The following is a 25,753-nucleotide window of genomic DNA, read 5'->3' as shown; positions in this document are numbered from 1 at the left end:
GCCACTTTGGCTTTGAAGTTCCCTGTGTGGTTCCGTCTCGTTCTCTTGGTCATGCCCTTGCTCCAGTAATCGACCTTCCGGTCGAGATTGTGAAGCAAAGCCACCACTTAACCAACTGTCCGAATTTCCTGAGCCACTTCTTTGTTTCGCTGGGTCTCGATCTGCTACAGTACTTTGCGAAGGCTGTTGTATGGGGTTGGGTGCAACGCTATATCGAAAAAAAATTTAGCACGGACACCAGCAAAAGTTACACGGTCGCTCCCTGGTTAAATTGGCCCGCATTAGGTCTATTCTGGGCAAAGCTCAGTGTTATGCTGGTCGCGTATGTTCTACTTTTTCTGTTTGTGCTAACGCGTATTGATTTTGGTGAGGGTAATCCAGAATACGAGACCTTGTACCACAATAGCGTAATTGACCACAAAGCTCGCATCCACGTTTCTACTTTTGATTCTAATAATGGTGCAGTGACCAACAAGGAAAATTGCGCCAATGCCGAAGATTTGCTTCAGATGCAACAAGGAACGAAAATTCGGTTCTGGTGCGAAGCTGGACGATACAAAAAATAGTTGTGCAGCTGGTCTGCAGAGAGCAGGGACATATCAGGTCCAAATTTGCGAAAAATTGATCAGTTCCGATATATTATTTTTTCGATTGATTCGCCGGGCGGGGACGTTTTCCCATTCGTGAGCGATTAGCCTTCGGTGGGATGGCTTTTCTTAAGAAATTACTTGCGCCGGAAAAAACAGTCCGGTATATTCCAGTTCCATATACACGTCATCGGTGCGACTAACCGAATTGATGGCGGATATTTGAGTAGATTCTTTCGTGGCGCGGTCACTTTGCAGATAGCACTGGAACGCGCGAATCTCCTCAAGTATCGGAAGTTCGAAAAGCTCGCTTCGGCGGGCTTTTTTGTTTATGATTCATTTGTCCTTAGCTGATTAGGGAGCATAGTTTCGATAGTCAGCGAGGAGATAAGCCCGCACGTTCTTCGTAAAAGCGACTGCTCCTCGCCGCTGGCACCAATTTCCAAAGCCTCGCACCTTCACCGGTTCGAGGCTTTTCTATTTGAGCATATGCGGAGCTGATTTGGCGTATGCTGAACTTTAAGCGAGTAAGGGAGTTTGATGTAATAATGCAATTGTTTTTTGTTTGAATTATTGCAATAATGTGTCATAGTTTCCTCTTGGATAAAATTTCCTTGGGGGAAGCATGGTAGATCGAGTTACCGTTTCAAGCGAGCAGGATGCGTTCGATTTATTAAAGAGAGCGATCAATGACGAGCTTAGCGATCAACTGGTACTAAAGTTTGATAACTGGCCCAAACTTACGGTCACCCTAAAAGGTTCTGGTTACGACAGCACAATAACGCCGAGCTTGATGCAGGCGATGATTGATCTCCAGCATGGGATTAATAGGACATATTCCAAGCTAATTTATGATCATCCAGACTCTAGGCATTTAAAAGATGCGGAACGCCAGCAGCTCGAATTCAAGGCAAAGGTGGAACAAGGCAGCTCAGTTGTTGAAATCAACTTAGCTGATTTTGCACAAAAATTAGCTAGCGAACTAGTCGGGAAAATGGAACCTTCACAGATCGTTATTCTGGGAGTAGTAGGGGCTTCGTTATGGGCCGCAACCTCCATGTTTAAACATTACGTCAGCACGCAAGCAAAGCATAAAGAAGCGGAGATCGATGCTGACAAGCTAATAAAGCTGTCAACGCTAGAAACAGAGCGGCTGAGCATCGTTACTCAAGCGCTTCAAATGCAACCGCGTCTAGTGTCCGTAGAAAAGGACGCGCAGCTTACCAGCATGTCTTTTCTAAAGGGTATTTCGGATGCTGACTCAATTGATGTGAATGGCATCAAATTGACAAATGACGAGGTAAGAAAAGTTATTTCTACCAGTAGGTCGGAGTCTAGCGAGATTCAACTGAATGGTAATTATCGAATTTTGTCAGTTGATACGAGTAAAGAAGACGAGATCAAAATCAAAATTCGTCACCTTGAAAAAGCTAGGGATTTCTGGGCAAAATTTAAAGACAACAGCTTGGACAAGGAACATGTGCGAGCACTTCAAGACGCGGAATGGTCTAAAACCCCAGTTTATTTAAGCGTAAATGCTACTGAGTTGAGGGGCGAAGTAACAACAGCAGTAATTATATCTGCGAAGCCCCAGCCGACTTAGTAGCTTCCTTGTTAAATGGGATTGGAGGTTTTCGAGTGTTCCGTCACATTGAAAATAATAGGGTGTTTTCTCGCCAATTCGCGCTTCATTTTTGCTGATGTAAATAGCTGTTGCTTGAGTAAATATCTGTAACTAGGCATGGAGAGTTGATTTAGTTGGAGTACATTGAATTCGTCTCCTCCAATTCTCCCTAAGTTTTGGATTCAGCCCGCCACCGTAAGGTTCGCGGGCTTTTTTTCGCCCAAAAGAACAGGCATGTATGTTGGCAACCACAGACCCATTCAATGCTTTATCGTTGGTAGAAAAACTGAACATGGATGGGGTTTGCAAAATGCATTTGACAGTACAGCTCGATGAGCGATTGGCAGAACGATTCGCTGCGTTAGTAGGCATCTCCTATCTCGTAGCAGCCATTGGCGTTGCTTGTGCTGGAGCTGCTGCGCTCATTTTGGCTATTCGTTGGTGGTGACGTTATATGCCGCGCCGGCCGCGTAAGCCATGTGCTGCGCCTGGCTGTGGTGTGCTGGTCGATGGCGCTGAGCGTTGCTGTCCGAAGCACCAGAAGTTGCGTCAGCAGCAGGACTGCGAGCGGCGGGGCACGGCACACCAGCGCGGATACACCAGCGCCTGGACGCGAGCACGCTCGCATTACCTGCGAGCGCATCCGCTCTGCGCGCATTGCACCCACGATGGGGTCGTGACTGCCGCAACAGTCGTCGATCACATCACGCCGCCGCGGCTTCGAGAGGCGCTGGATAGTGGTGACGCTGGGTTTATCGCCAGAGCGAAGGCGTTGTTCTGGGACAGCTTGTGCAACTGGCAGTCCTTATGCAAGCGGCATCACGACATCAAGACCGCGACCGAAGACGGCGGGTTTGGACGGAAAGCAAGGCACTAATATATGGAAGCATGGAAACGGAAACGTTGGTCGCGCAATGTTGGCGCGCTTGACGTCATCGGACGCGGTCGCCTATGTGCGATCTGCCACGGCGGCGATCATCATGAAGACCACTGCGACGATGCGCCTGACCCATCGGCTGAGCGAGTGACTCAGATGGACCAGAGCGACGTCGCTGACGCTGCCACGGACCCGTCGCAGGGGTAGGGGGAGTCAAAAGTCTACAGACTCTCGTCGCCCAGACCGTCAGCTTAGTAATTTTTTTATTTCCACAAAATGAAATTTCAAAAGGGTTGACTTATGGCAAGGCCTAGGACCCCATCGAACGTACTGCAAATGCGTGGCGCGTTCGACAAGAACCCCAAGCGCGGCCGTGAGCGGGAAGGCGAGCCCGAGCCCAATGGCGAGATCGGCGATCCGCCAGCGAGTCTCAGCGAGGATGCGAAAAAATGTTGGTTCGAAATTGTAGGTTTGCTGGCGCCGGGCGTCCTTTGCCGCTCTGATCGCCTCGCTCTTGAAATGGCGGCATCGCTGCTTGCCCAAATGCGAGGGACGCAATGGTTGGTGCCGGCGGCGGTGCTTACGCGCTACGAAACTCTGATCGGAAAGTTCGGTATGACGCCGTCCGATCGGTCTAAAGTCTCGGTGCCGAAGACAGCCGCGGCCAATCCGTTCGCCAAGCTCATCAAGAAAGGAAAGTAAGCGTGTTCAATGGCCAATCCACATGTAACAGCGGCAAATCGCTACGCGCGCGAAGTCGTGGCGGGAAAGATTGTCGCGTGCAAGTGGGTCAAATTGGCCTGCAAACGCCATCTCGATGACCTGGAATCGGCGAAAAAGAAGACGTCCAAATATTTTTTCGACGCCGACGCCGCGGACGATGTCTGTGCGTTTATCGAGTTGCTGCCCCATACCAAGGGCAAATGGGCCAAGACTAAAGAGCTGATTGTGCTGCAGCCGTGGCAGAAATTCATTTTCTGCGTTCTTTTCGGTTGGAAGATTCGCAAGAATGAACGGCGGCGCTTTCGTAAAGCCTATATCGCGGTTCCCCGTAAAAACGGCAAATCCATCCTTGCTGCCGGCATCGCGCTGTATATGTTCGCCGCCGATGGCGAGTTTGGTGCCGAGGTCTACTCCGGCGCGACCACAGAGAAGCAAGCCTGGGAGGTTTTCCGGCCCGCCAAGCAAATGATTGAGCGCACGCCGGAACTGGCGGACGCCATCGGTGCCGAGGTATGGGCCAAGATGTTGCTGACGCCGGCCGACGGCTCCAAATTCGAGCCCGTGATTGGCAAGCCAGGCGATGGCTCATCGCCGTCCTGCGCAATCGTCGACGAGTACCACGAGCATGATACGTCCGAGCTGGTCGATACGATGGAAACCGGCATGGGTGCACGCGATCAGCCGTTGCTGGTCGAAATCACCACGGCCGGTTACAACATCGCCGGACCGTGCTATGACCAGGAACTAGACGCGAAGAAGGTGCTGGAAGGCGCGCTGGAGCAGGATGAACTGTTCGCCATTATCTACACGGTGGATGAAGAGGATGCCTGGGACGATCCCAAGGCACTGCGCAAGGCCAATCCGAACATGGGAATCTCGGTCGATCAGGATTTCCTGCTCAGCCAGCAGCGCCAGGCAGTACAAAGTGCCGCCAAACAGACCCGATTCAAGACCAAGCACCTGAATATCTGGTGTTCGGCGAAGACGGCCTGGATGAACATGATCGAATGGGCCAAATGCGCGGATCCGACGCTACGCCGTGAACAGTTCATAGGTGACAAAAACTGGAAAGCGCTCGATCTGGCCTCCCGCTCCGATATTTGTGCCGACGTCGATTGCTTCATACGAGAAATCGAGGGCAAGACCCACTATTACCTGTTCGGTAAATATGCGTTGCCGGAAACGGCCATCGAATCCGCGACTAAGTTCAAGAATTCCTATACCAAGTGGGTGATCGAGGGTTTTCTTGATCAGCATGAGGGTGCCGAGATCGATTTTTCCATCGTGCGCGATCTGGTGCTGGCAGACATGGACGTGTTTGCGCCGCAGGAGGTCGTATTCGATCCCTGGCGCGCCGCGCAGCTGGCGCAGGAGCTCATGAAAGAAGGCGCGGTTGCCGTCGAGTTTCGCCAAACGGTGCAGAACATGTCGCTGCCGATGAAGGAACTGGAGAGTGCGGTCAAGGCCGGACGGCTGCACCACGACGGCAATCCGGTGCTGACCTGGATGATGTCGAACGTGGTGGCGAAACTGGACGCCAAGGACAACATCTATCCCCGCAAGGAAAAGCAGGAAAACAAGATCGACGGCGTTGTCGCCGCGATTATGGCAGTCGGCCGCGCCATGCTGGCCGAACCCGATCAAAGCGACGACTGGATCAGCGACATCCTCATCGCCTAATAGGAAATCAATGAGTCAAACTAAAACGAAGCCAGCAGGGCGCATCAAAGGGAGCGTCCTGAAATGGCTCGGCGTGCCGATAGCGCTGACGGATACGGACTTCTGGTCTGCCTATCTGGGTGGCGGCTCTTTTACTGGTCGCCGGGTAACGGTCGATGCTGCCTTGCAGCTGGCCACCGTATGGGCGTGCGTGCGCCTGCTGTCCGAGACGATCGCCACCTTGCCGCTGGGGTTTTACGAAAAACTCGCCGATGGCTCCCGCGAACCGGCGACGGCTCACCCGCTCTACGATCTATTGCACAACCAGCCCAACGCAGACATGACCGCGGTTCAGTTCTGGGAAGCGATCATCGCCAGCATGCTTTTGTGGGGTAATGCCTATATAGAAAAGGCCAAGATCGGCAAACGCATTGTTGCCCTGAATTTTCTGCATCCTGGCCGGATGCAGAAGCGGCGGCTGCTCTCCGGCGCGATGGAATATAACTACCGCGACCTGGACGGTTCGCAGCGGACTATTGCGGAAGGCGACCTGGTCAACATTCCGGCTTTCAGCCTCGACGGCGTCAATGGGCTGACGCCCATGTCCTACGGCGCTAATGTGTTCGGCGCCGCTATGGCGACGGATGAGGCTAGCAGTAAAGTGTTTTCGAGCGGCATGCGGGCCGCCGGCTTTGTCAAAGTAACCGGCACGCTCAAGAAGGACCAGCGCGAGGATCTGCGCGCCAGCATTAAACAATTTGCCGCTGGCGGTCCAGAAGCCGGCAACGTCATGGTGTTGGAGAACGACTCCACTTACCAGCAGTTGACCATGAACCCTGGCGACTCGCAGATGCTGGAATCGCGCTCCTTCAATGTCGAGGAAATGTGCCGCTGGTTTCGCGTTCCTCCCTTCATGGTGGGGCATTCAGCCAATTCGACCAACTGGGGCACTGGCATCGAGCAGCAGATGATTGGTTTCTTGACATTCTCCCTGCGGCCATGGCTGACCAGGGTCGAGCAGGCCATCCGCAAATCCCTGTTGTCGCCAGGTGAGCGCAGCAAATTCTTTGCAGAATTTGCCATTGAAGGCCTGCTGCGCGCCGACAGCGCCGCGCGCGCCGAGTATCTGGCAAAAATGACACAAAACGGGCTGATGACGCGCAACGAGGGGCGCGCCTACGATAATCGCGCGCCGCTCGCCGGCGGCGACGAGCTGACCGTGCAGAGCAATCTGGTGCCGCTCACCATGCTTGGCAAGATCACATCCACCGCCGGCGCGGCCAAGAACGCACTGCGGCAATGGCTAGGAATCAAAAACGATGAGGACAACGATGAAACGTAAAAGCGGAACGATGCAAATCCGATCATTCGACTATCAAGTGAAGGCCGTCCAAGAGGACGGCCTTTTTTCTGGGTACGGCTCGGTGTTCGGTACCGTGGACAGTTACAACGAGGTGGTGGCGCCAGGCGCTTTCCTGGACAGCATTGCGGAAACCAAGGCCAAGGGCCGCACGTTCCCGGTGCTGTGGCAGCACCGCTCCGGCGAGCCGATCGGCGACTGGGACATCAATTCGCTGAAGGAAGACGACCACGGACTGTTCGGCACCGGCCAGCTGTGGTTGACTGACGCCGCCTACGCCAAGATCGCCTACCGCGGCATGCAGTCGCGCTCGATCACCGGTCTGTCGATTGGCTATTACGTTCGGGATTCCAGTTACGACGAAAAAACCGGCATCTTGACTCTCAAAAAACTGGATCTGGTCGAAATTTCCATTGTCACCACACCGGCGAACGACGACGCCCGCATTGACGCTATCAAGGCTCGGATTGCCCACGGCAACCTGCCGAATCTCCCTGATTTTGAAAAGCTCCTGCGCGAGGCAGGCTTTTCGAAGACTCAAGCCACGGTGATCGCAAGTCGTGGCTTGAAGCACCTGCTCCGGAGCGAGTCCGAGGGCGACAGCGAACAAAAGGCAGCTCTTTCTGAAATGAGCCAACGCCTTGCCAGCTTTTCTCTCCCTCAACTTTAAGGAATCAATATGAAATTGAAACATGTATTTTTGCTCGCCGTCTTGGCGACGGTCGCCGCCGCCGGCTTCGCCGCTGAGATTGGGCCGGCCGTTCACGCGTCTCTGCATTCGGCGCTTTTCCCGAGCTTTGGTGACGGTGGCTGGATGTCGCTTCTGCCGTTTGCCGGTGCCGGCATGCTGCGTAAGAGCGGTGGCGAAGGTGGCGACGACATCGGTGCTGTGAGCAAGCGGCTCGGCGAAGTGATGGACCAGGTCAAGAACTTCGGCGAGGACATCGCCAAGAAGATGGCCAGCGGTACTGCCGTTACGCAAGAGCTGAAAGACGCGACCGACAAGACGTTGACCGAAATGAACGATTTGAAGTCGCGCATGGCTGAACTGGAGCAGAAGAGCGTCCGCCGCCCCGGCAATGACGAGCAGCAAGAATTCAAGACGGTCGGCCAGCGTGTCGTCGAAAGCGACGCCTTCAAGGGCATGAACAGCTCGGAACGTAAGAGCCTGCGTGTCAGCATGGAACGTAAGGATCTGATGAACGTGCCCGGCACAGTTGGCGCCGGCGTCAGCTCCAGCAACTCTTTGGTGATGGCTGATCGCCAGCTGGGCATTGTGGCGCCGATCAATCGTACTTTGACCATTCGCGACTTGCTGCTGCCAGGTCAGACCGGTTCCAATTCGATCGAGTACGTCCGCGAAACCGGCTATACCAATAACGCCGCCCCTGTCGCCGAAGGCGCGTTGAAGCCAAAGTCGGACATCCAATTCGATCTGAAAAGCGCTCCGGTACGCACCATCGCCCACCATTTCAAAGGTTCGCGCCAACTGCTGGACGATGCTAAAGGACTGGCCAGCTACATCGATGGCCGTGCGCAGTACGGTCTGCGCTTCAAGGAAGAGCTGCAGCTCCTGAGTGGTGACGGAACCGGCGCCAATATTCTGGGGTTGTTGCCGCAAGCGATTGCCTTCAAGCCGGCGCTGGTGCTGGCGGATGCGACGCCCATCGATCGCCTGCGTCTGGCCATTCTGCAGGCCGTCCTGGCCGAGTACCCGGCGTCGGCCTTCGTGCTGAATCCGATCGACTGGACCGGCATCGAGTTGACTAAGGACAAGGAAGGCCGCTACATCATCGCCCAGCCGGTCAACGGGTCCGGCGCACGCTTGTGGGGCTTGCCAGTCGCTGAAACGCAAGCCATCGCGCAAGACACGTTCCTGACAGGGGCATTCAACCTGGGCGCGCAGATCTTCGATCGCATGGAGGTCGAAGTGCTGTTGTCGACGGAGAACGAAGACGATTTCGTCAAGAACATGGTCACGATCCGGGCGGAAGAGCGCCTGGCGCTGGCGGTGTATCGGCCGGAAGCCTTCGTGACAGGTTCGGTGTCGGGTCAAAAGCCTTAAACCTACCTGGCGAAACAGTAAATCTACCGAAAGGGCAGCGCATAGCGTTGCCCTTTCTCATTTGGAGAGATGCATGAGTACAGAAGACAACGAATTTCTGGTGCAACCCGTAAAAACGTTTCACGGCGAGGAGGGTTTCAAGACACCCGACAGCGAGCCGTTTGCGGTTTCTCGCCAGCGCATGGCCGATCTGAAGGCCAATGAGCTGGTGGTCGAAGTTGAGACCGACGGGAAAGTCGCGCCGGCAGCCAACAACAAATCGGCACCAGCACCGCGTACCAAGGGCAAGAATGGCGACGCCGCTGACTGATAGTTTCGGTCTGACTCAGGCCCGGGCACACTTGCGCCTGGATCCAGACGACGATGATCCGATGATCGCTTTGTACATGGAAGCGGCCGTGGATCGTGTCGAGCAGCACATTCAGGCGCCGTTGAGTCGCAACGTTGCCGACGTCGGTGCGCAGGAAGACATCGGCATACCGCCCAGCCTGAAGGCTGCCGTCCTGCTGTTTTTGGGCGATTTCTGGGAGAATCGCGAAGCATCGTTTGATCACAAGATGATCGAGAATCGCGCAGCTGAGGCATTGATGGCGCCTTACAGAACTAATTTGGGGGTGTGATGCAGGCCGGCCAGTTACGACATAAAACGGTCATCCAGTCGCCCCCATCCGGACAGGATGATGACGGCAATCCACGTACGGAATGGCTGTTGGTGAGTAAGCCCTATGCCAAGAAGGAAGATCTGAGCGGGCGCGAGCTGTTTGCGGCGCAGGCGGCACAAAGCGAGGTGACTACTCGCTTCCGCATCCGTTACAGAACGGGTGTCACGGCAAAAATGCGGCTGCTGTGCGATGGCGTGATTTACAACATTGAAGCAGTGCTGGACCGCGATGGTCGTAAACGTGAGCTGCAGCTGATGTGCTCGTCAGGATTGAATAATGGCTAACATCCAATGGAGCGGCCTGGACCAGATCCAGCAGAATCTACTGCGGCTTCCGGCCATGTTCGCAGATTCGCTGCGGTCCGCGGCCAATACTGGCGCCACGGTCATCAAGAACGAGGTGATGGCGCGTGCACCGGAAGACAAGGGCATTCTCAAATCCGCCATCTATCAGAAACATATTGAAGAGCTGTCCGGAGCCGACAGGCAGGTCTATTACGTGTCTTGGCGCAAAGGCAAATCGTCCGAGCTGGACGCCTTCTATGGTAAATGGGTGGAATACGGTCACTGGTATGTCCCGAAGAAGCCCAAGGGCGTACGCGCCAAGGACCATCGGGCAGCCAACCGCAATGTGTTTGTGCCAGCGCACCCATTCCTGCGGCCGGCATTCGATACACAGAAGGAGGCCGCACTGTCGGCCATGCGCAGCAAGCTGGCGGAGAACGTGCGGAAGGCGATTGCGGAGATCAACCGATGATTGAAAAACAGATATGGGCGGCGACTAAGGCCTTGTTTGCCGGCGGCGTGCATTACGACGTGGCACCGGACAGCAGCACGCTGCCCTATGCAACGCTGCAGCAGGTCGGTGGCGCCAGTGTCAACGATCTCGACGGTCCGGATACCTTGGGGAATCCCCGCATCCAGATAGACGTATTCGCAAGAAGCCGCACGGAAGCAAACGAACTGTTGGCGGCAGCTGCGGCCGTGGTGTGCGTCGCGCCACTTCGGGGTGTTCCCCTTGGCGCGCCCATCAGCACCTATAACTCGGACATCAAGGTATTTCGGCGCAGTCAGGATTTCAGTTTCTGGGTTTGACCCGTGTTACATCATTTTCATTTTTTATTTTTCATTTCGCCACCTACGGGTGGCTTTTTCTTTTGGAGAACAGTATGACTTCGGTTGCTTTATCCGCACAAGGTAGTAAGCTGGAAATCGGCGCCGCCGGCGCCGATCCCATCTTCACGCAAATCAAGGGCTTCAAGTCCTATACGGGCTTTGACGGCTCCGCGTCTGAGATCGACACCACCGACCTGAACAGCACGTCGAAGGAATTCCTGCTGGGCCTGGCGGACAGCGGTAACTTCAACTTCGAACTGCACATCAATCATGCAGATCCCGGTCAGCTGGCGCTCACCGCCGCCAAGAAAACTGGCGCGCTGACGCCGTTCAAGCTGACGCTGCCGGATGGCTCGATCGCCACCTGGAAGGGACTTGTTAAATCCGTGCCGCTGCAGGGCGCCGTCGACGGCGTGCAAACCGGCAGTGTGACCACCCGCATCAGCGGCGACGTGGATTGGAAATGAAGACTATGACAATCCTCAATCGCGATGCCATCCTGGGCGCCCAGGACATTAAGACCGAAGATATTCCGGTACCGGAATGGGGTGGTTCTGTACGAATCGGCCTGATGTCAGGTGCCGGGCGCGACCAGTTCCTGTCCGGACGCGAAAAAAACATCTCCCTAAGCTGCTTTCAGGCCTCCATTCTGGCCGCCACGATCATCGACCCTGATGGCAAACGCCTCTTTACTGAAGCTGACATCGAGGCGCTGCAGCAGAAAAACGGTCAGGTGCTGGGCCGCCTGGCCGATGCTGCTTTTCGTATCAACGCCATCGGGCCGGCTGCAGATGAAGCCGCCACAAAAAACTCCAAGACCGACCAGAGCGACGCGTCTGGCTCCGGCTCGCCAGAGACCTCGGTAAAAGCGTCCGACAAGTCCAGCAAGAAGTAGATTCGGCCGAATTCTCGGAATGGAAGGCGTATTACGCGATGACGCCGGACCGAGAACGCGACGACGACTGGCGCCACGCGGAGATGATGAGCCTCATGGCCAATATCAACCGCAACACCAAGGCGCGACCGGAGCCATTTACCACGACTGAGTTTCTGTCGTGGTGGCATGCGTCGCCGGCTGGCGCTGCATCGAATGAGCCGGTTGACCTGGGAGACGCGAAGGCCCAGTCCGACCTCATTAAAGCAATGATGTTCGGTAAGACGAAAGGAAATAGTGCATGAGCGACGACGTACTCGGTAAAGCCACCATCATGATGGTGGCTGACCAGAGCGGCTTTAATGCCGATATGGTCAAATCCGCCCAGACGGTCGCTAAATTTGCCGATACCGCGGTCGATGCGGCGAGTAAGTCGTCTGCGGCGCTGACTTCGATCGGCGACGCCTCCAGTCAGGCTGCCGGCACGTTGACCGCAACGCAGCAGCGCTATATACAGTCGTTGCAACGTCAAGTGGCAGCCATGGAGGGCGGGAAGCTGGCAGCACTGTCGCTGAAAGCTGAGCAGATGGGGCTGGCCGGCGCCGCCGCGCCGCTGATTGATCGAATGCGGCAGGTTGAGGCGACGCAGCGCGCCGCGTCCGCGGCAAACGATGCTGTATCAGGCAGCTTTACAGGGGCATCGGCTGCCGCGACCGCGTTCGCCGAATCGGAAGATCAGGCAGCCGCACGAATCCGCGCCATGGTCGCCGCCTCCGTGGCGCAGGCCGAGGCGCTGAACAAGCAAACCGTCGCTGCCAGGGAGGCGGCCACGGCTGCCAGAGAGATGGGTTTGACCAGCGGTGCCGGATCCAATACAGGAGCGAAGGTCGATTATTCGACGCAGCAGCGCGGCATGCAGGCCACCGCCGACCAGATTGCTGAGGTCAACCGCGCCCTGGCATCGATTGGCCGCGGAGCCAGTTCGATGAAAGAAGTGCAGGCGCAAACCGATAAGCTGCTCGGTTTGTGGCAGAGCGGCCGGATTTCGGCAGAGCAGTACGACCTGGCTGTCAAGCGTCTGGACGCCTCGGAGGCAGGACTTGCCAAGTCGACCGCCGACGCGGCCGCCAAGGCGGATGCCTTTGTTGCCAAACTGAAGGACCAGGCAGCCACGGCGGGTATGACGACCAAGCAGCTGATGGAGTATCGCGCTGCCCAGCTGGGTGTGACTGCACAAGCAGCACCGTTCATAGAAAAGATCGGCGCCGGCGAGAAGGCACTGCACAGTTTCAGTATGGAGAGCGGCAGCGCCCGCCGAGAGCTGGGCGTGGTGGCGCGCGAGCTGGCGCGCGGCGATTTCGGTGCCGCCGCCCGATCCATGTCGATCTTGTCGGAACGCACGGGGCTGACCGCCATGATGATGTCGCCTCTGGGATTGGCGGTCGGTGCCGTGGCTGGCGCGTTTGCCGTGTTGGGCTACGAAGCGTATGCCAGTCATCAGCGCCTGGAGGAAGTGAACAAGTCGATTGCTTCGTCCGGCAGCTTTTCCGGGCTCACCGCCGACCAGATCTCCGGCATGGCTACTCAGCTTGCCGGTAGCTCGCGATTCATCGGCGAGGCCAATGAAGCCTTGGTCGGCCTGGTCAATACGGGACGTATCGGGGGCGACCAGCTGGGCAGCTTTGGCCAGGTGGCGCTGGAGATGGCGAAGGACACTGGCAGGAGCATTGCCGACGTTACTGCCGATCTTGGCGCTTTGGCGGACGACGCCGTCGCCTGGGCTGAAAAGTATCAGAAGCAGCACCATTTCATGAGTGCAGCCCAATATCAGCTGGCCGTCCAGTACGCGGAAACTGGGGACAAGGCGGGCGCCGCCAAAGTCGTGATCGATGCCTTGCACGACTCGCATCAGCGCATGACGACGGACGCCGGCAAGGATATTGGCCTTGTCATGACGATCTGGCAAGGTTGGAAAAGCCTGATTATCGAGGTCGATCAGTTGCTTGGGCGCGCCATTGGCCCGAGCACTTACGCCAGCCAGATGGAGGTGGCGCAAAAACGATACCTGGGCAGCACGGCACGCCTGGAAAATCTCAAGGCCGCCAAGGATGGCGGCAATAAGCAGCTCATCGAGCAGGTGCAAGCGGCCGTCGACGCCGATCAAAAGGAACTCAGCCGCATCAACGACCTGATTCTCAAAGAACACGCTAAGACGAAGGAGAGTCAGGCGCTGGGTAAGAGCGGTGACCAGGCGATGGCCCTGCGCAGCTACTTGAACGATACGAAATATGCGGATAAGGACAGCCGTAAGCGGATCGACAAGGACAAGGAAAAGAAAGATTTTGCCGACGCTACTGCCGGTCTGATCGAGGGCTCGAAAGAGTACGAGACCGCTTACGCGCGCCATCAGGCCAACCTGAAGAAAATTGATGAGCAGTATCAGGACAAGAAAGCTGCCAAGCCGAAGGCTTACCACGATGACGCCGGCACCAAACTGTTGCAATCCTTACGCGAGCAGGAGGCAACGCTGCAGGCGCAGCTGGGTGGTGAAAATAAGCTAACCGAGGCGCAGCGTGAGCGCATCAAGTTTGAGCAGCAGATCGCTGATCTCAAAGAAAAGAAAGTTCTGACTGCAGATCAGAAAAGCTTGTTGAATGACGAAGCGGCGATCCGCGCGCAACTGGACAAAAACGTTGCTGTCGCCGAGGAAGTGCGCCTCAAGCAGGAAAAGCAGAAGCTCAGCGAGCGATCGGCGCAAATTGGTGAATCGATTAACTCGCAACGTGGTGGCCAGCAGGAACAATACGGTCGCACACTTGGTGCCTTCGGCATGGGCCGCGCCGAGCAGGAGCGGGTCGCCGCCTACAACCAGATCCAGAAGGAATACCAGCGCTATCAGGAGCAACTGACCAAGGCCACACCGAAGGACCTGCTCGGATCGCAGCAATTCCTTGATGCTCAGGCGAACATCCAGGCCGGCCTGGATGGTTCCCTGAAGGACTACGAGGCTTATTACGATCAGTTAAAGGATAAGCAGGGGGATTGGCGCAACGGCGCCATGCAGTCCTTCTACGACTATCAGGATGCGGCGAGGAACGTCGCTGCGCAGGCTGGCTCGGCATTTACCAATGCCGCCAAGGGGATGGAAGATGCGCTTGTGAAGTTTGCGACGACCGGAAAGCTGTCGTTTTCTGATCTGGCCAAGTCCGTGATCGCCGATATTGCCAGGATGCAGGCCAAGGCCGCGATCTCAGGCTTGTTTAATTTTGCGATGAACGCTATCGGTGCGTACGTCGGGAGCACTGGTGCGGTCAATGCGGGTATGAGCATACCGTCCAGCGGTGGTGCCGGCGCCGGTTTCATTGACGCGGCCGCCGGTGGTTCCTTTGCGACGGGCGGCTTTGTCTCCGGCGAGGGGACCGGGACGTCCGACAGCATTGCGGCGTGGCTGTCGAATGGCGAATTCGTCAATAACGCCGCATCGACCAAGAGAAATCGCGGCCTGCTGGAATGGCTCAACAATGGCGGCGACGCATCCAAGCTGGGCCGCTTCGCCACCGGCGGGGTGGTCGGTTCCAGTCCAGCAGGCGTGGGCATGCCAAGTCCTGCTGCTGGTGGCGGTATGAACATCGTTACCCACGTGACCGTCAGCGATGCCGGCACCAAGGCGGTGACGACCGGTGATAACAACGGTGTCGGAAAGCAGCTCGGCGCCATGATTACGCAGGTGGTCAAGGAGGTGATTGTCAAGGAGTCGCGCGACGGCGGCTTGCTGTCAAAGCAACGGATGGGATATGCCTGATGGCCATTGAAACATTTAGCTGGGTGCCGAAGATCGAATCGACCGGTGCAGTGAAATTTCGGGTCCTGAAGGCGCAGTTTGGCGACGGCTATGCGCAGACTGCGCCAGACGGTATCAATAATCGATCCACGTCCTGGCCGCTCAGTTTTACCGGTACGGCCGCCAAGGTCGGCGCAATTGCAGCATTTCTGGATCGGCACGCGGGCAGCCGCTCGTTCTACTGGACGCCACCACTTGGCGGCCAGGCGAGGTTTAAGGCTGGCGAATACCAGCCGACGGAGCACGGCGGCGGAATTTTTACGATTGCAGTGACTTTTGAGGAATCTTTTAGCCCATGATTACGGCCGACATCCAATCCCTTGAACCTGGCGCCCGGGTGGAGCTATTCGAGCTCGACGCCACGGAAATTGGCGGTGACGTGCTGCGGTTTCACGGTTATCAGCAGGCCGGCCCCATCTGGTGGCAGGGAAATGAATACACGCCTTGGGCGATTCAGGCAACCGAGTTTGAGGTTACCAGCGATGGCCAGCAGCCGTCGCCAACGCTGGCCGTCGGAAATATTGGTCTCGACGCCAACGGCGAGCCGGTCGCCGGTGTGATTTCCTCGATGTGCATCTATCTTGCCGACCTGGCCGGCGCAAAGGTGACCAGGCGCACAACCCTGGGTCAATACCTCGATGCCCGCAATTTCGAGGGCGGTAATCCTAGTGCGGATCCCGGGGAGGAATTCCCGTCCGACCTGTATTACATCGAGCAAAAGAAGAGCGAAACCAGCGAAACGGTCACGTTCTCCTTGCGCAACGCGCTCGATCTGAACGGCGAGATGCTACCCGGCAAGCAGATTATCGCCGGCCTGTGCTGGTGGGTACGCAACAATGGTTATCGCGGCGCGTATTGCAACTATACCGGCGCGGCGATGTTTGACAAGGATGGCAACCCGACCGATGACCCCGCGAGAGATGATTGCGGCGGCTTGACCTCTGACTGCAAGAAGCGGTTTGGCGAATTCGAGGTTATCAACTGGGGCTCCTATGCAGCAGCCGGGCTGGTGCGATCATGAACAGGGGTACTGAACGCGCTATTCGAGCGCACGCTGTCCGGGAATATCCACGCGAGTGTTGCGGCCTGATCCTCAAAGCAGGACGGATGACCAGGTATGTTCCCTGCGCCAATATTGCCAGGAACGATGAGGATTTCAGGCTGGCGAAGGAGGATTACGTTGCGGCCGCGGATATGGGCGAGATCTTGGCGGTGGTGCATAGCCATCCGGACCGTCCGCCGCTGCCGTCGCCGGCCGATCTGGATGCCTGTGAAGAAGGGGGCATACCGTGGCACATCGTCCATGTCGGCAAGGACGATGCCGGCGCCGTGGTCGCCAGCGAGATCCACACCTTCGCACCGTCCGGCTACGAGGCACCCTTGCTGGGTCTGCCGTTCGTGCACGGCGTCCATGACTGCTATGCGCTGATCCGGCGCTGGTACAAGCAGGAACGCGGCATTGTTCTGCCTGACTTCGAGCGGCGGGATGGCTGGTGGGACGACGGCGTCCAGAACCTGTACCTGGATAACTATGCAAAGGCGGGCTTCGAGGTCGTGCCCGATGGTGTCGCCGACCTGCAGGTTGGTGACGTCATCCTGATGCAGATTCGCTCCAAAAATCATCCGAATCATGCCGGGATCTATATCGACGGCGGCTGGCAATGGATGATCCACCATGAGTATGGCCAGCTTTCCTGCAAGGTGGTCTATGGCGGCCATTGGTTGCAGGTGACGCGTGCCGTGCTGCGGTATCGAAGCCAGGGGAGTTAGGGTAGCAAGCAGGAACCAGTCCGCGTAAGCGGTTATGTCTATAGCCAGCCGCGTGCTGGCTTTTTTTTTTGGTAATGCAATGGAAAAAATTCGCACTATCCGACTGTACGGAAAGCTGGGAACGCAGTTTGGTCGCGTGCATTGTTTTGCGGTCAGCAGCACCGGTGATGCGATCCGCGCGCTGTGTTCAATGCTGCCGGGTTTCGAACGGGAGCTGATGAGCAGTGCCGATCGCGGCATCGCCTATTCATGTTTTTTAGGCAGTCGAAATATCTCGAAAGACCAACTAGATTGTCCCATTGGCAGCGACGAGATCCGCATTGCACCCATTTTGCAGGGCAGCAAGCGAGCAGGCATATTTCAGGTCATCGTGGGCGCCATTCTCGTTGTCGCCTCCTTTTATCCAGGTCTTCAAGGGTTGGCCCCAATGGGCTATGCAATGATGCTCGGGGGTGTCGTGCAAATGTTATCTCCTCAGCAAACCGGTCTTGGATCAAAGGACAGCGCGAATAACGGGGCGTCGTACAACATGAATGGTGCGGTCAACACGCAGGCGCAGGGAAACCCAGAACCCTTGCTATATGGGGAGGCGATTGTAGGTTCCGTGGTGGTGTCTGGGGGCATTTATGCAGAGGATCAACAATGACAACAATACTGGAACGCCAGGACATTATCGGCTCCGGAGGCGGCAAGGGCGGCGGCGGCAGCAGCGCGCCAATTGAATCGCCTGATAGCCTGCATAGCATTTCCAAGGCCAAGACCCTAGATCTGATCTCGACCGGGGAAATTGTCGGCCCGGTCAACGGTTTGCAATCGGTGCTGCTCGGCGGCACGCCAGTGCAAAATCCGGATGGCTCGCTCAATTTCAGTAACGTGACAGTCGATTTTAGGCCCGGGACGCAAACGCAGGAGCCGATTGCCGGCTTTCCTTCGGTCGAGAACGAAGTCGGCGTCAGTGTCGAGCTGAAATCGGAAACACCCTGGGCCAGGTCGATCACCAATACGCAGTTGTCGGCGGTGCGGGTGCGCCTGTCCGTACAGGGGTTGAGCAAGACGGACACCAGCAACGGCAACATCAACGGCTATCGTGTTGAGTATGCGATCGAGCTGTCTACCGACAACGGTAGCTATGTACCGGTGCTGCAGACGGCCTTTGATGGCAAAACAACTCAAACCTATGAGCGCAGCCATCGGGTAGAGCTCCCGAAAGCCAGTATTGGCTGGACGATGCGTGTGCGGCGGATTACGCCGAATGCCAATAGCGCCACGGTCGCGGACCGTACCAATGTCGTGTCGGTGACGGAGATCATCGACGCCAAATTTCGCTATCCGATGGCGGCGCTTGTCGGTATTCAGATCGATGCATCCCAGTTTCAAAATATCCCGGTGCGCTCGTTCCACATGCGGGGTCGGATTATCCGCGTACCGACCAATTACGATGCGTCGGCACGAACCTACACCGGGATCTGGGACGGCACATTCAAGGTGGCCTATACGAACAACCCGGCGTGGATCCTGTACGACTTGATCTTGCATGACATTTACGGGCTCGGCCGGCGGATCACGGCCGCCCAGGTTGACCGGTATGAACTGTACCGGATCGCCCAATATTGCGACGTGCTGGTGTCCGACGGCAAGGGCGGGAAGGAGCCGCGCTATACGTGCAATGTGTACCTGCAGCAACGTGTCGCGGCCTACAAGCTGGTGCAGGACATTGCAGGCATCTTTCACGGCGTGGCCTATTGGGCCGGCAGCCGCATCGTCATCAGCGCGGATATGCCGGACGATCCGGTCTATACCTATACCGCAGCCAATGTCATCGACGGCAAGTTCTCGCGCGCCGGCAGCCCGAAAACGCAACGCTACACCGTCGCACTGGTGAGCTGGAACGACAATACCGACGGCGGCCGACAAAAGGTTGAACCGGTAGTCGACCGCGATGGATTGCGGCGATACGGCATCCAGCAAATTGAGCTGGCGCCGATCGGATGTACCTCACAGGCGCAGGCACATCGGCACGGATCATGGGCGTTGCTGACCTCCAATACGGAGACTGATGTTCTGACGTTCTCAACCGGGCTCGAATATTTGCGTGCCGCGCCCGGAAAAATCATTCGCATTGTAGATCCGGTACGGATGGGGCGCCGTAACGGTGGTCGCATCCGTTCGGCGACGGACCGCTCGGTGACGGTCGACAAGGCGCCGGTGATTGCCGTTGGCGACAAGATCACCTGCATGTTGCCGACGGCGGTACCGGAAACCAGAATCGTGCAATCGGTGGTTGGCAATGTCGTGACGGTAACGCAGAGCTGGAGCTTGACGCCGGTGGCAGAGTCGGTCTGGTCCGTCGACAATATCGACCTGGTCGCGCAGAAATTCCGCGTGCTAAGTGTCAAAGACAAGGGCGACTTGACCTTCGAGATCACCGCAGTGCAGCACGAATCCGGGAAATATGACTATATCGACAACGGCACGCGCATCGAGGCACCACCGATCACGGTGATCCCTCCTTCGGTTCAGCCGCCGCCGGCGAACGTCACCATTGGCAGCTTTCAGGTCACGCATCAGGGAATCGCATCGACGATGATGTCGATTTCCTGGGAGGCGGCGCGGGCAGCGATTGCCTATCAGGCAGAATGGAAGAAGGATGATGGTAACTGGATCTCCTTGCCGCGGACTGGCCAGCTGACGGTCGAGGTGCCGGGAATCTACGCCGGTCGGTACAACGCGCGGGTGCGGGCGATCAACCCGATGGACGTGCGTTCCACGCCGGCCTATGCGCCAGAGACCCAGTTGACCGGGAAAACAACACCGCCACCAACGGTGACCTCGCTTATCGCCACGTCGCTGGTGATGGGCATCGGCCTGAGCTGGGGTTTCCCGGCGCAGGGTGCATCGGACACGCAGCGAACGGAAATCTGGTTTAGCCGCACACCGGACCGTGCGGACGCTGCGAAGCTGGCCGACTTCGCGTATCCACAAAACTCCAATACGATGCCAGGGCTGGCCGCTGGCGTATCGCTGTTTTTTTGGGCACGACTCGTTGATCGGTCAGGAAACGAGGGTGCGTTTTATCCAGCGGGCGCCGGTGTGAACGGTCAGAGCAGCAGCGATGCATCACCAATTCTTGACTATTTGAAAGGACAAATCACCGAATCGGAGTTGGGTAAAGAGCTCTTGAAGCCGATCCAACAGATTCCCACAATCGTTGCCAGAATGGAGAGTGACGCGGATGGCCTAGCGGCCACGCAATTGAAGGCGACGATTGCAGCCAACAACGCGGTGCTGCAGGAGGCTAAGCTGCGCGGCGCCGCCATCACTACCGAGCAGACCATACGGCAAAGTCAAACCGAATCGCTTGCAAATCAGATCACATTGCTGACCGCCTCTGTGAATGACAATGCGTCAGCGGTAAAGACAGAACAAACCGCCCGGGCAGACGGAGATTCGGCGCTTGCGTCCAGAATTGATACAGTCGTGTCAAAAGCGAATGACAATACTGCGGCAATCAATTCCGAGACCACAGCACGCACCACTGCCGATTCGGCGCTGGGACAGCGGATTGATGCGGTTAGTGCGAAAGCATCAGGAAATGCGGCTGACATTCTCTCCGAGCAGGTGGCAAGAGCGAATGCAGATGGGGCGTTGAGCTCGCGGATTGATTCTGTCCAGGCAAATGCCGGTGCTGATGCGGATGCCTTGGCGGCGACGCAGATAAAGGCTCTCGTGTCGGCTAACTCAGCCGTAGCAATAACGCGGACCGAGCTGCAGGCAAGGATTGGTAAGAACGCAGCTGCGATCGTTTCCGAGTCCACAGCGCGGTCCACTGCTGACGGTGCTCTTAGTTCGCGAATTGACAGCGTGCAGGCTGTCGCCGGCAGTGCCAGTGCTACGGCACAAACGGCATTGTCGGCGAGCGCAACCACTGACGGAAAATTGACGACGATGTACACCGTCAAGATGCAGGTGCATGCGCCGACTGGCAAGACTTATGCGGCGAGCTTCGGACTGGGTATCGAAAACAATGGTGGCGTTTTTCAGTCTCAGTTTGTTGTGGCTGCCGATCGTTTCGCAGTCCTTGATGTCAATGGAACCACCGTGACGTCGCCGTTTATCGTGCAGGGCGGACAGGTGTTCATTTCTCAGGCATTGATTGGCACAGGCTGGATCACCAATGCGATGATCGGAAACACGATTCAATCAACCGCGGTCAATTCCTACACCGGACAACCTGTGTGGATTTTGGATAAGAATGGGACCTTTCAAATGAATGGCACTGGACAGGCGCGCCTGGTAATTAATTCGTCCCAAGTGCTGGTGTATGACGGCAATGGCACACTGCGTGTGCGATTGGGGCTCTGGTAATGCCTCAAGGACTTCAAATATGGGATGCGGCAGGCAACCTGACTCTGCAAGTGAGCGACCGGCTTGCCAGGATCCTCGGGATCGTTCAAACCGGCGCGGTTGATGGGAGCATTGCGCATGCTGGCTTTTTGACTGGAACACCTTTCTTTATTCAGCGCGCAACGCAAACCGGTGGCGCCATGCCAGCCAGCATCGGGATTAGTGGAACGACTCTCAGCTGGTCATATTCCAGTGGAGCGCCAGTGCGGCTCAACACGATGATTATTTACGGAGTGTTTTGATGGCAGCTGGCTTACAAGTGTTCGGCGATTCTGGGGTGGCCCAGATCGATCAGGACTATTTTAACTACGTGTTCAAACAATCTGGGGCGCTGTCGTTCCCGGATGCCGTGGCGGGCAGAACAGTCTCAGTTTCGGTGGGTGGGGTGTCCCCGATTGTTGTCATCAAGAGTCAGAATTTAGGTATCGCTATTTGGAGAGTGAGCCAATCCGGGAGCGCGTTTACGTTTGAGTTTGTTCAGGACGCTGTGAGTCCGCCCGGTACGCCGTTTCAGTGGTACTTGTTCGACAAAGGGCCGCCATCACCGGGAAACTTCGGTTTGCAAGTGTTTGGGCCGGACGGTTCCCTGTCATTTGATTCGAGCAGCTTCAATCTGAAGATTGCGCAATTGTTACCCGGGGTCGCGTCCAGCGGCAATTCCAACAACGGCTTCTTCTATGCAAATGTGCCGGCGGGGAACTGGGGGTTTGTCATGACAAATCCCAGAATGCGTTATATGGGAAGTCCCAGCGGGGCAGGATTCGCGCAAGTTGAGAGCTGCCGAGTAACAAGCAATGCTGTGTACATTCACGAGGTTAGCGTGGGAGTGGCCAGTCAGAATATGACCCAGTCGGTCGGGGGGGATTTGTTGCTTGTCGATTTAACTGGGCTCTGACGGTTTCGCTACTGGATAAATTATTTCGTCACTTCAACGGTCGCTTTCGAGTGATCTTTTTTTCGTCTAAAGGATTTATATGGGCTGGTACAAAGTAGGAAAAATTGCAGTTACCAACGGCAGCAAGGCGATCACTGGGAGCGGGACAGATTTCGTGTCCAACATCAAACAGGGATTTGCGCTCTTGGGGCCGGACTTTCAGCTTTACGAGATTGATGCCGTCGTCAGCGCAACGTCGGTAACACTCGCGACGCCATATCGAGGCGCTACGGCGGCTGTGGCGGATTATGGGATTTTCCAGACGCAAGGCATCATTGCGGACTTGTCGACGCAAGTGGCCGTATTGATCAATTCATACGGAGGAATTGTGCTGCAGTTCCCCGATGTTTTGGCTTCCATTACGGCGGCGCAAGCACGCGCAGATTTAGGGGTTGCGAATGCCGCTGCTGCCCAAAACACCGCTAATGCGGCGGTGCCAAAATCGGGTGGGGCCGCATACAACCTTACCTTGACTGGTGTTCTTCAGGCGACAGATACATTTTATGCAGTGAACCAGTATGCCTATCGGGTATTGTACGGAACCGGCTGGGGGCCTGAGATACAAGCGCGATGGGACGGATCCACAGTCAACAGGTGGCTGCAATTTGGATACCGAAATAATGCGAATGCCTACACATGCATTATGCATATCGATACAAATGCTCCAGGCATTGTCATCTCTCCGAATGCAAGCCGAGTCATGGGCGGGAGCATGTTCGAGGTGAACAACACCATTGCCGTTGTTCCGGCGGTATCGCAGGGTGTAGGTGCGGCAAATCAATCAGCGTCGTGTTTATATGTTGGCGGCAGCACAGGGAGATCGATCAGTGCGTCCTCGACGATCAACGCATCGGGCTCCGACTACGCCGAATATATGACGAAGGCCGGAGAGTTTGTCATTGAGAAAGGTGCAATTGCTGGCCTCAATGCGTCCGGACAACTGACAAATTCATTTTCTGAGGCACTCAGCTTCCTGGTGAAATCTACTGATCCGTCCTATGTCGGGGGCGATACTTGGGGCCACGCTGGAATTGTTGGTGTGCCGCCGACACCAATTTTTCGGATGGAAGGAGCAGAGGCTACTGAAGATTTCCCAGCCAAAGCCCCTGAGTCAGATGCGGATTGGGGCGCGCGACAGGAAAAATACGATCAAGAGATGGCAATTTTCCACGAGCGGATCGAGACCGTTCGAAAGCAGGTCGACCGAATGGCTTTCTGCGGTCAAGTTCCTGTCAATGTGCTCGGTGCTGCGCCGGGTGACTACATTATTCCGGTTGCAGATGCCGGTGGTATTAAAGGCATCGCGGTGCGAAGTCCGAACATTGATCAATACATGATTGCAGTCGGGAAAGTCGTGGCGATCGAAGATGATGGGCGCGCGCGCATTATTGTAAAAGCAGTGTAGTTCCAATATTCCAACCATGAAAAAGCCACCTACGGGTGGCTTTTCGCATTTTAAGGACTGACATGCCAGAACCAACTAGCTTTGCTGCGGCAACCTGGATGGCGGTGACTAAATATTTGTTACCGCTATTGCCCGGTGCCGTTGGATCTGCCGTTGCATTGAAATTTCTAGGAGAGGGGTTGAATTGGTGGCAGAAGCTGTCGAGCTTTGCCGCCGGCCTGGCATGCGCCATCTACGTCGCGCCTATCCTGATCGAGTGGTTCGCGATTACTGGCAGCCGTACGCATTCCGGTGTCGAATTTCTGGTGGGGTTATTTGCGCTCGCCACAGCACGCGAAGTGTTCAAAGAAATCAACGAAGCCGACATCATCGGCGCGCTCAAGCGCCGTTACCTAGGAGCGAGCAATGATCCAACTAATTAATACGGTGGCCAACCTGGTGCTTGTGGCGTTCTGCCTGTGGGCAGTTCTGAACAAGCACTTGGAAACTCATGTGTTCGGCACATTCGCTTTGTCGCTGGTCGCGATCACGTCTTTCGTGAACGTCATGCGGCCGGATGCGCTTGGCTTCTGGGCGGAACAATCTGAAGTGCTGTCTAACGTTGCTGTCGCCATTCTGGCGGTGTGGTTTTGGCGCCGGTGGCACAAGTGCAATTGCAAGGGAAGGAAATGATCTTGACACCTATTCAGCTCTCAATGGCGTTGCTCACCCCGATTGCGCGGGCAACAGACTGGGTTGCGCCGCTAAACGCAGCCCTGATCGAGTTTGGTATCAATACCCCAGCCAGGGCAGCGGCTTTCATTGCCCAAATCGGACATGAAAGCGCCGCATTGTCGCGGACGTCCGAGTCCTTTGATTACTCGGTGCAAGGACTGATTACTACATTCGGGAAACGAATTGCTGCCAACGCCGCAGTTCTGGGCCGGCAGCCAGGTGAAAGGGCCGTTCCTATTGAACGCCAGATTCGGATTGCCAATATCGTCTACGCAAGCCGCTACGGCAACGGTGATGCGGCAAGTGGTGATGGCTGGCGCTATCGCGGCGGCGGGCTGAAGCAGATCACGTTTCACGACAACTACGCCGCGTGCTCTGCGGCGCTGGGCGTCAATCTTCTGGTACAGCCGGAGCTGCTCGTGACCGATAAAAAGTTAGCTGCACGCTCGGCCGGTTGGTTCTGGCTGTCGATCGGCGGCAACGCTTACGTCGATCGCGGTGATTTCGATGGCCTGTCGACCCGAATCAACGGCGCCGGCATCACTGCCGATAGCCTGGCCGCGCGGCGCGCGCGGTGGACGTGCTGCAGGTCAGCATTGGGGGGAGCATGAATCTCTTGAACGTGGTTTTGCCGTGGTGGTCGCGCTGGCTGGTGCTGGTTTCAGCTGCGGCGGTGTTCGGCACCATTTGCTACAACAAGGGTAAGCAGGTGAAAGGGGAGGAGCACCTTGCCTACCTCGCCGAACAGGCTCAGCGCAGCGTTGGGATTGCGAAAGCGCAGCAGCTGGTCATCACCCAAACACAGATCAAGTATGTCGACCGCATCAAAACCGTCTATGCCAAAGGTGAAACAATTGAAAAGCAAGTGCCTATCTACGTTACGTCGGCTGACGCCGCTCGTTTTGCTGTCAATGCTGGCTTCGTGCGCCTCTACGACGCCGCCTGGTCAGGTATCGATCCCGGATCTGCCGCCGATTCTGACCGAGAACCCGCCGGAATTTCGCTTGCTCAAGTCGCTGAAGTCGAGGTCTCCAACGCCACCGGTTGCCGCGCCTGGCGGGAGCTAGCTCTGGGGCTGCGTGAGCATTATCGGCAACTTCAATCGGTCACTAACGCAAATAACAAGTAAAATCACCGAG

General features: G+C 56.4%; 26 protein-coding genes and 2 pseudogenes. All 28 read left to right on the top strand.

Translation table 11 applies throughout. The features are described 5' to 3' along the window. Positions 1 to 566, top strand: a pseudogene (locus VNZ65_RS11510) (hypothetical protein); the annotation flags it as partial. 646 nt (positions 567 to 1,212) lie between these two features. Then, complete coding sequence (locus VNZ65_RS11505) at positions 1,213 to 2,190, top strand: hypothetical protein (RefSeq protein WP_325669056.1); 978 nt, start codon at positions 1,213 to 1,215, stop codon at positions 2,188 to 2,190. 259 nt (positions 2,191 to 2,449) lie between these two features. After that, positions 2,450 to 2,659, top strand: coding sequence for a hypothetical protein (locus VNZ65_RS11500; protein ID WP_325669054.1), 210 nt, complete (start codon positions 2,450 to 2,452; stop codon positions 2,657 to 2,659). Between the two features lie 765 nt (positions 2,660 to 3,424). Next, positions 3,425 to 3,790 (top strand): hypothetical protein, encoded by a 366-nt coding sequence (locus VNZ65_RS11495; RefSeq protein ID WP_325669052.1) that lies wholly within the window; start codon positions 3,425 to 3,427, stop codon positions 3,788 to 3,790. 9 nt (positions 3,791 to 3,799) lie between these two features. After that, a complete protein-coding gene (locus VNZ65_RS11490) occupies positions 3,800 to 5,491 on the top strand; it encodes a terminase large subunit (protein WP_325669050.1) in 1,692 nt (563 codons plus the stop codon). Between the two features lie 10 nt (positions 5,492 to 5,501). Continuing rightward, entirely contained in the window at positions 5,502 to 6,812 is a 1,311-nt protein-coding gene (locus VNZ65_RS11485; protein ID WP_325669048.1) for a phage portal protein, read from the top strand. Then, positions 6,802 to 7,500, top strand: coding sequence for an HK97 family phage prohead protease (locus VNZ65_RS11480; protein WP_325669046.1), 699 nt, complete (start codon positions 6,802 to 6,804; stop codon positions 7,498 to 7,500). The genes VNZ65_RS11485 and VNZ65_RS11480 overlap by 11 nt, the downstream gene beginning before the upstream one ends. 9 nt (positions 7,501 to 7,509) lie before the next feature. Beyond that, positions 7,510 to 8,895 carry a phage major capsid protein gene (locus tag VNZ65_RS11475; RefSeq protein WP_325669044.1) on the top strand — a complete coding sequence of 462 codons (1,386 nt, stop codon included), beginning with the start codon at positions 7,510 to 7,512 and terminating at the stop codon, positions 8,893 to 8,895. Between the two features lie 73 nt (positions 8,896 to 8,968). Further along, a complete protein-coding gene (locus VNZ65_RS11470; protein ID WP_325669042.1) occupies positions 8,969 to 9,205 on the top strand; it encodes a hypothetical protein in 237 nt (78 codons plus the stop codon). Beyond that, positions 9,186 to 9,515 (top strand): head-tail connector protein, encoded by a 330-nt coding sequence (locus VNZ65_RS11465; RefSeq protein ID WP_325669040.1) that lies wholly within the window; start codon positions 9,186 to 9,188, stop codon positions 9,513 to 9,515. The genes VNZ65_RS11470 and VNZ65_RS11465 overlap by 20 nt, the downstream gene beginning before the upstream one ends. Continuing rightward, the gene (locus VNZ65_RS11460; RefSeq protein WP_325669038.1) at positions 9,515 to 9,841 is read left to right on the top strand and encodes a phage head closure protein; all 327 of its coding nucleotides are present in this window, start codon (positions 9,515 to 9,517) and stop codon (positions 9,839 to 9,841) included. Before VNZ65_RS11465 ends, VNZ65_RS11460 begins: the two co-directional genes overlap by 1 nt. After that, positions 9,834 to 10,313, top strand: a complete 480-nt coding sequence (locus VNZ65_RS11455; protein WP_325669036.1) for an HK97 gp10 family phage protein — start codon at positions 9,834 to 9,836, stop codon at positions 10,311 to 10,313. The genes VNZ65_RS11460 and VNZ65_RS11455 overlap by 8 nt, the downstream gene beginning before the upstream one ends. After that, the gene (locus tag VNZ65_RS11450; protein WP_325669035.1) at positions 10,310 to 10,651 is read left to right on the top strand and encodes a DUF3168 domain-containing protein; all 342 of its coding nucleotides are present in this window, start codon (positions 10,310 to 10,312) and stop codon (positions 10,649 to 10,651) included. The genes VNZ65_RS11455 and VNZ65_RS11450 overlap by 4 nt, the downstream gene beginning before the upstream one ends. Before the next feature lie 74 nt (positions 10,652 to 10,725). Next, positions 10,726 to 11,139, top strand: coding sequence for a phage tail tube protein (locus VNZ65_RS11445; protein ID WP_325669033.1), 414 nt, complete (start codon positions 10,726 to 10,728; stop codon positions 11,137 to 11,139). Between the two features lie 5 nt (positions 11,140 to 11,144). Continuing rightward, complete coding sequence (locus VNZ65_RS11440) at positions 11,145 to 11,567, top strand: hypothetical protein (protein WP_325669031.1); 423 nt, start codon at positions 11,145 to 11,147, stop codon at positions 11,565 to 11,567. 11 nt (positions 11,568 to 11,578) lie between these two features. Next, positions 11,579 to 11,851: pseudogene (locus tag VNZ65_RS11435) on the top strand (phage tail assembly protein T); the annotation flags it as partial. Continuing rightward, entirely contained in the window at positions 11,848 to 15,348 is a 3,501-nt protein-coding gene (locus VNZ65_RS11430; protein WP_325669027.1) for a phage tail tape measure protein, read from the top strand. The pseudogene VNZ65_RS11435 and the gene VNZ65_RS11430, both read left to right, overlap by 4 nt. After that, the gene (locus VNZ65_RS11425) at positions 15,348 to 15,686 is read left to right on the top strand and encodes a phage tail protein (RefSeq protein ID WP_325669025.1); all 339 of its coding nucleotides are present in this window, start codon (positions 15,348 to 15,350) and stop codon (positions 15,684 to 15,686) included. The genes VNZ65_RS11430 and VNZ65_RS11425 overlap by 1 nt, the downstream gene beginning before the upstream one ends. Then, positions 15,683 to 16,408: a phage minor tail protein L gene (locus VNZ65_RS11420; protein WP_062116645.1), complete on the top strand. Its 726-nt coding sequence runs from the start codon at positions 15,683 to 15,685 to the stop codon at positions 16,406 to 16,408. Before VNZ65_RS11425 ends, VNZ65_RS11420 begins: the two co-directional genes overlap by 4 nt. Next, a complete protein-coding gene (locus VNZ65_RS11415; protein WP_325669021.1) occupies positions 16,405 to 17,157 on the top strand; it encodes a C40 family peptidase in 753 nt (250 codons plus the stop codon). Before VNZ65_RS11420 ends, VNZ65_RS11415 begins: the two co-directional genes overlap by 4 nt. A 34-nt stretch (positions 17,158 to 17,191) precedes the next feature. Continuing rightward, complete coding sequence (locus VNZ65_RS11410) at positions 17,192 to 17,803, top strand: tail assembly protein (RefSeq protein ID WP_325669019.1); 612 nt, start codon at positions 17,192 to 17,194, stop codon at positions 17,801 to 17,803. After that, positions 17,800 to 21,522, top strand: coding sequence for a phage tail protein (locus VNZ65_RS11405; RefSeq protein ID WP_325669017.1), 3,723 nt, complete (start codon positions 17,800 to 17,802; stop codon positions 21,520 to 21,522). The genes VNZ65_RS11410 and VNZ65_RS11405 overlap by 4 nt, the downstream gene beginning before the upstream one ends. 280 nt (positions 21,523 to 21,802) lie before the next feature. Next, positions 21,803 to 22,456, top strand: coding sequence for a hypothetical protein (locus VNZ65_RS11400; protein WP_325669015.1), 654 nt, complete (start codon positions 21,803 to 21,805; stop codon positions 22,454 to 22,456). 79 nt (positions 22,457 to 22,535) lie between these two features. After that, positions 22,536 to 23,900 carry a hypothetical protein gene (locus VNZ65_RS11395; protein ID WP_325669013.1) on the top strand — a complete coding sequence of 455 codons (1,365 nt, stop codon included), beginning with the start codon at positions 22,536 to 22,538 and terminating at the stop codon, positions 23,898 to 23,900. A 62-nt stretch (positions 23,901 to 23,962) separates the two neighbouring features. Continuing rightward, the gene (locus VNZ65_RS11390) at positions 23,963 to 24,322 is read left to right on the top strand and encodes a holin (RefSeq protein WP_325669012.1); all 360 of its coding nucleotides are present in this window, start codon (positions 23,963 to 23,965) and stop codon (positions 24,320 to 24,322) included. Next, a complete protein-coding gene (locus VNZ65_RS11385) occupies positions 24,306 to 24,572 on the top strand; it encodes a hypothetical protein (protein WP_325669010.1) in 267 nt (88 codons plus the stop codon). The genes VNZ65_RS11390 and VNZ65_RS11385 overlap by 17 nt, the downstream gene beginning before the upstream one ends. Positions 24,573 to 24,574: 2 nt before the next feature. Then, the gene (locus tag VNZ65_RS11380; protein WP_325669008.1) at positions 24,575 to 25,225 is read left to right on the top strand and encodes a glycoside hydrolase family 19 protein; all 651 of its coding nucleotides are present in this window, start codon (positions 24,575 to 24,577) and stop codon (positions 25,223 to 25,225) included. Continuing rightward, complete coding sequence (locus VNZ65_RS11375; protein WP_325669007.1) at positions 25,222 to 25,743, top strand: hypothetical protein; 522 nt, start codon at positions 25,222 to 25,224, stop codon at positions 25,741 to 25,743. The genes VNZ65_RS11380 and VNZ65_RS11375 overlap by 4 nt, the downstream gene beginning before the upstream one ends. The last annotated feature ends 10 nt before the right edge of the window (positions 25,744 to 25,753 follow it).

Origin of the sequence: Collimonas sp., from assembly GCF_035566555.1 — a bacterium.
In the GTDB taxonomy this organism is placed as follows: Bacteria; Pseudomonadota; Gammaproteobacteria; order Burkholderiales; family Burkholderiaceae_D; genus Collimonas.
The sequence above is the reverse complement of the archived record's forward strand: the minus strand, read 5'-3'. Positions and strand labels throughout refer to the sequence as shown.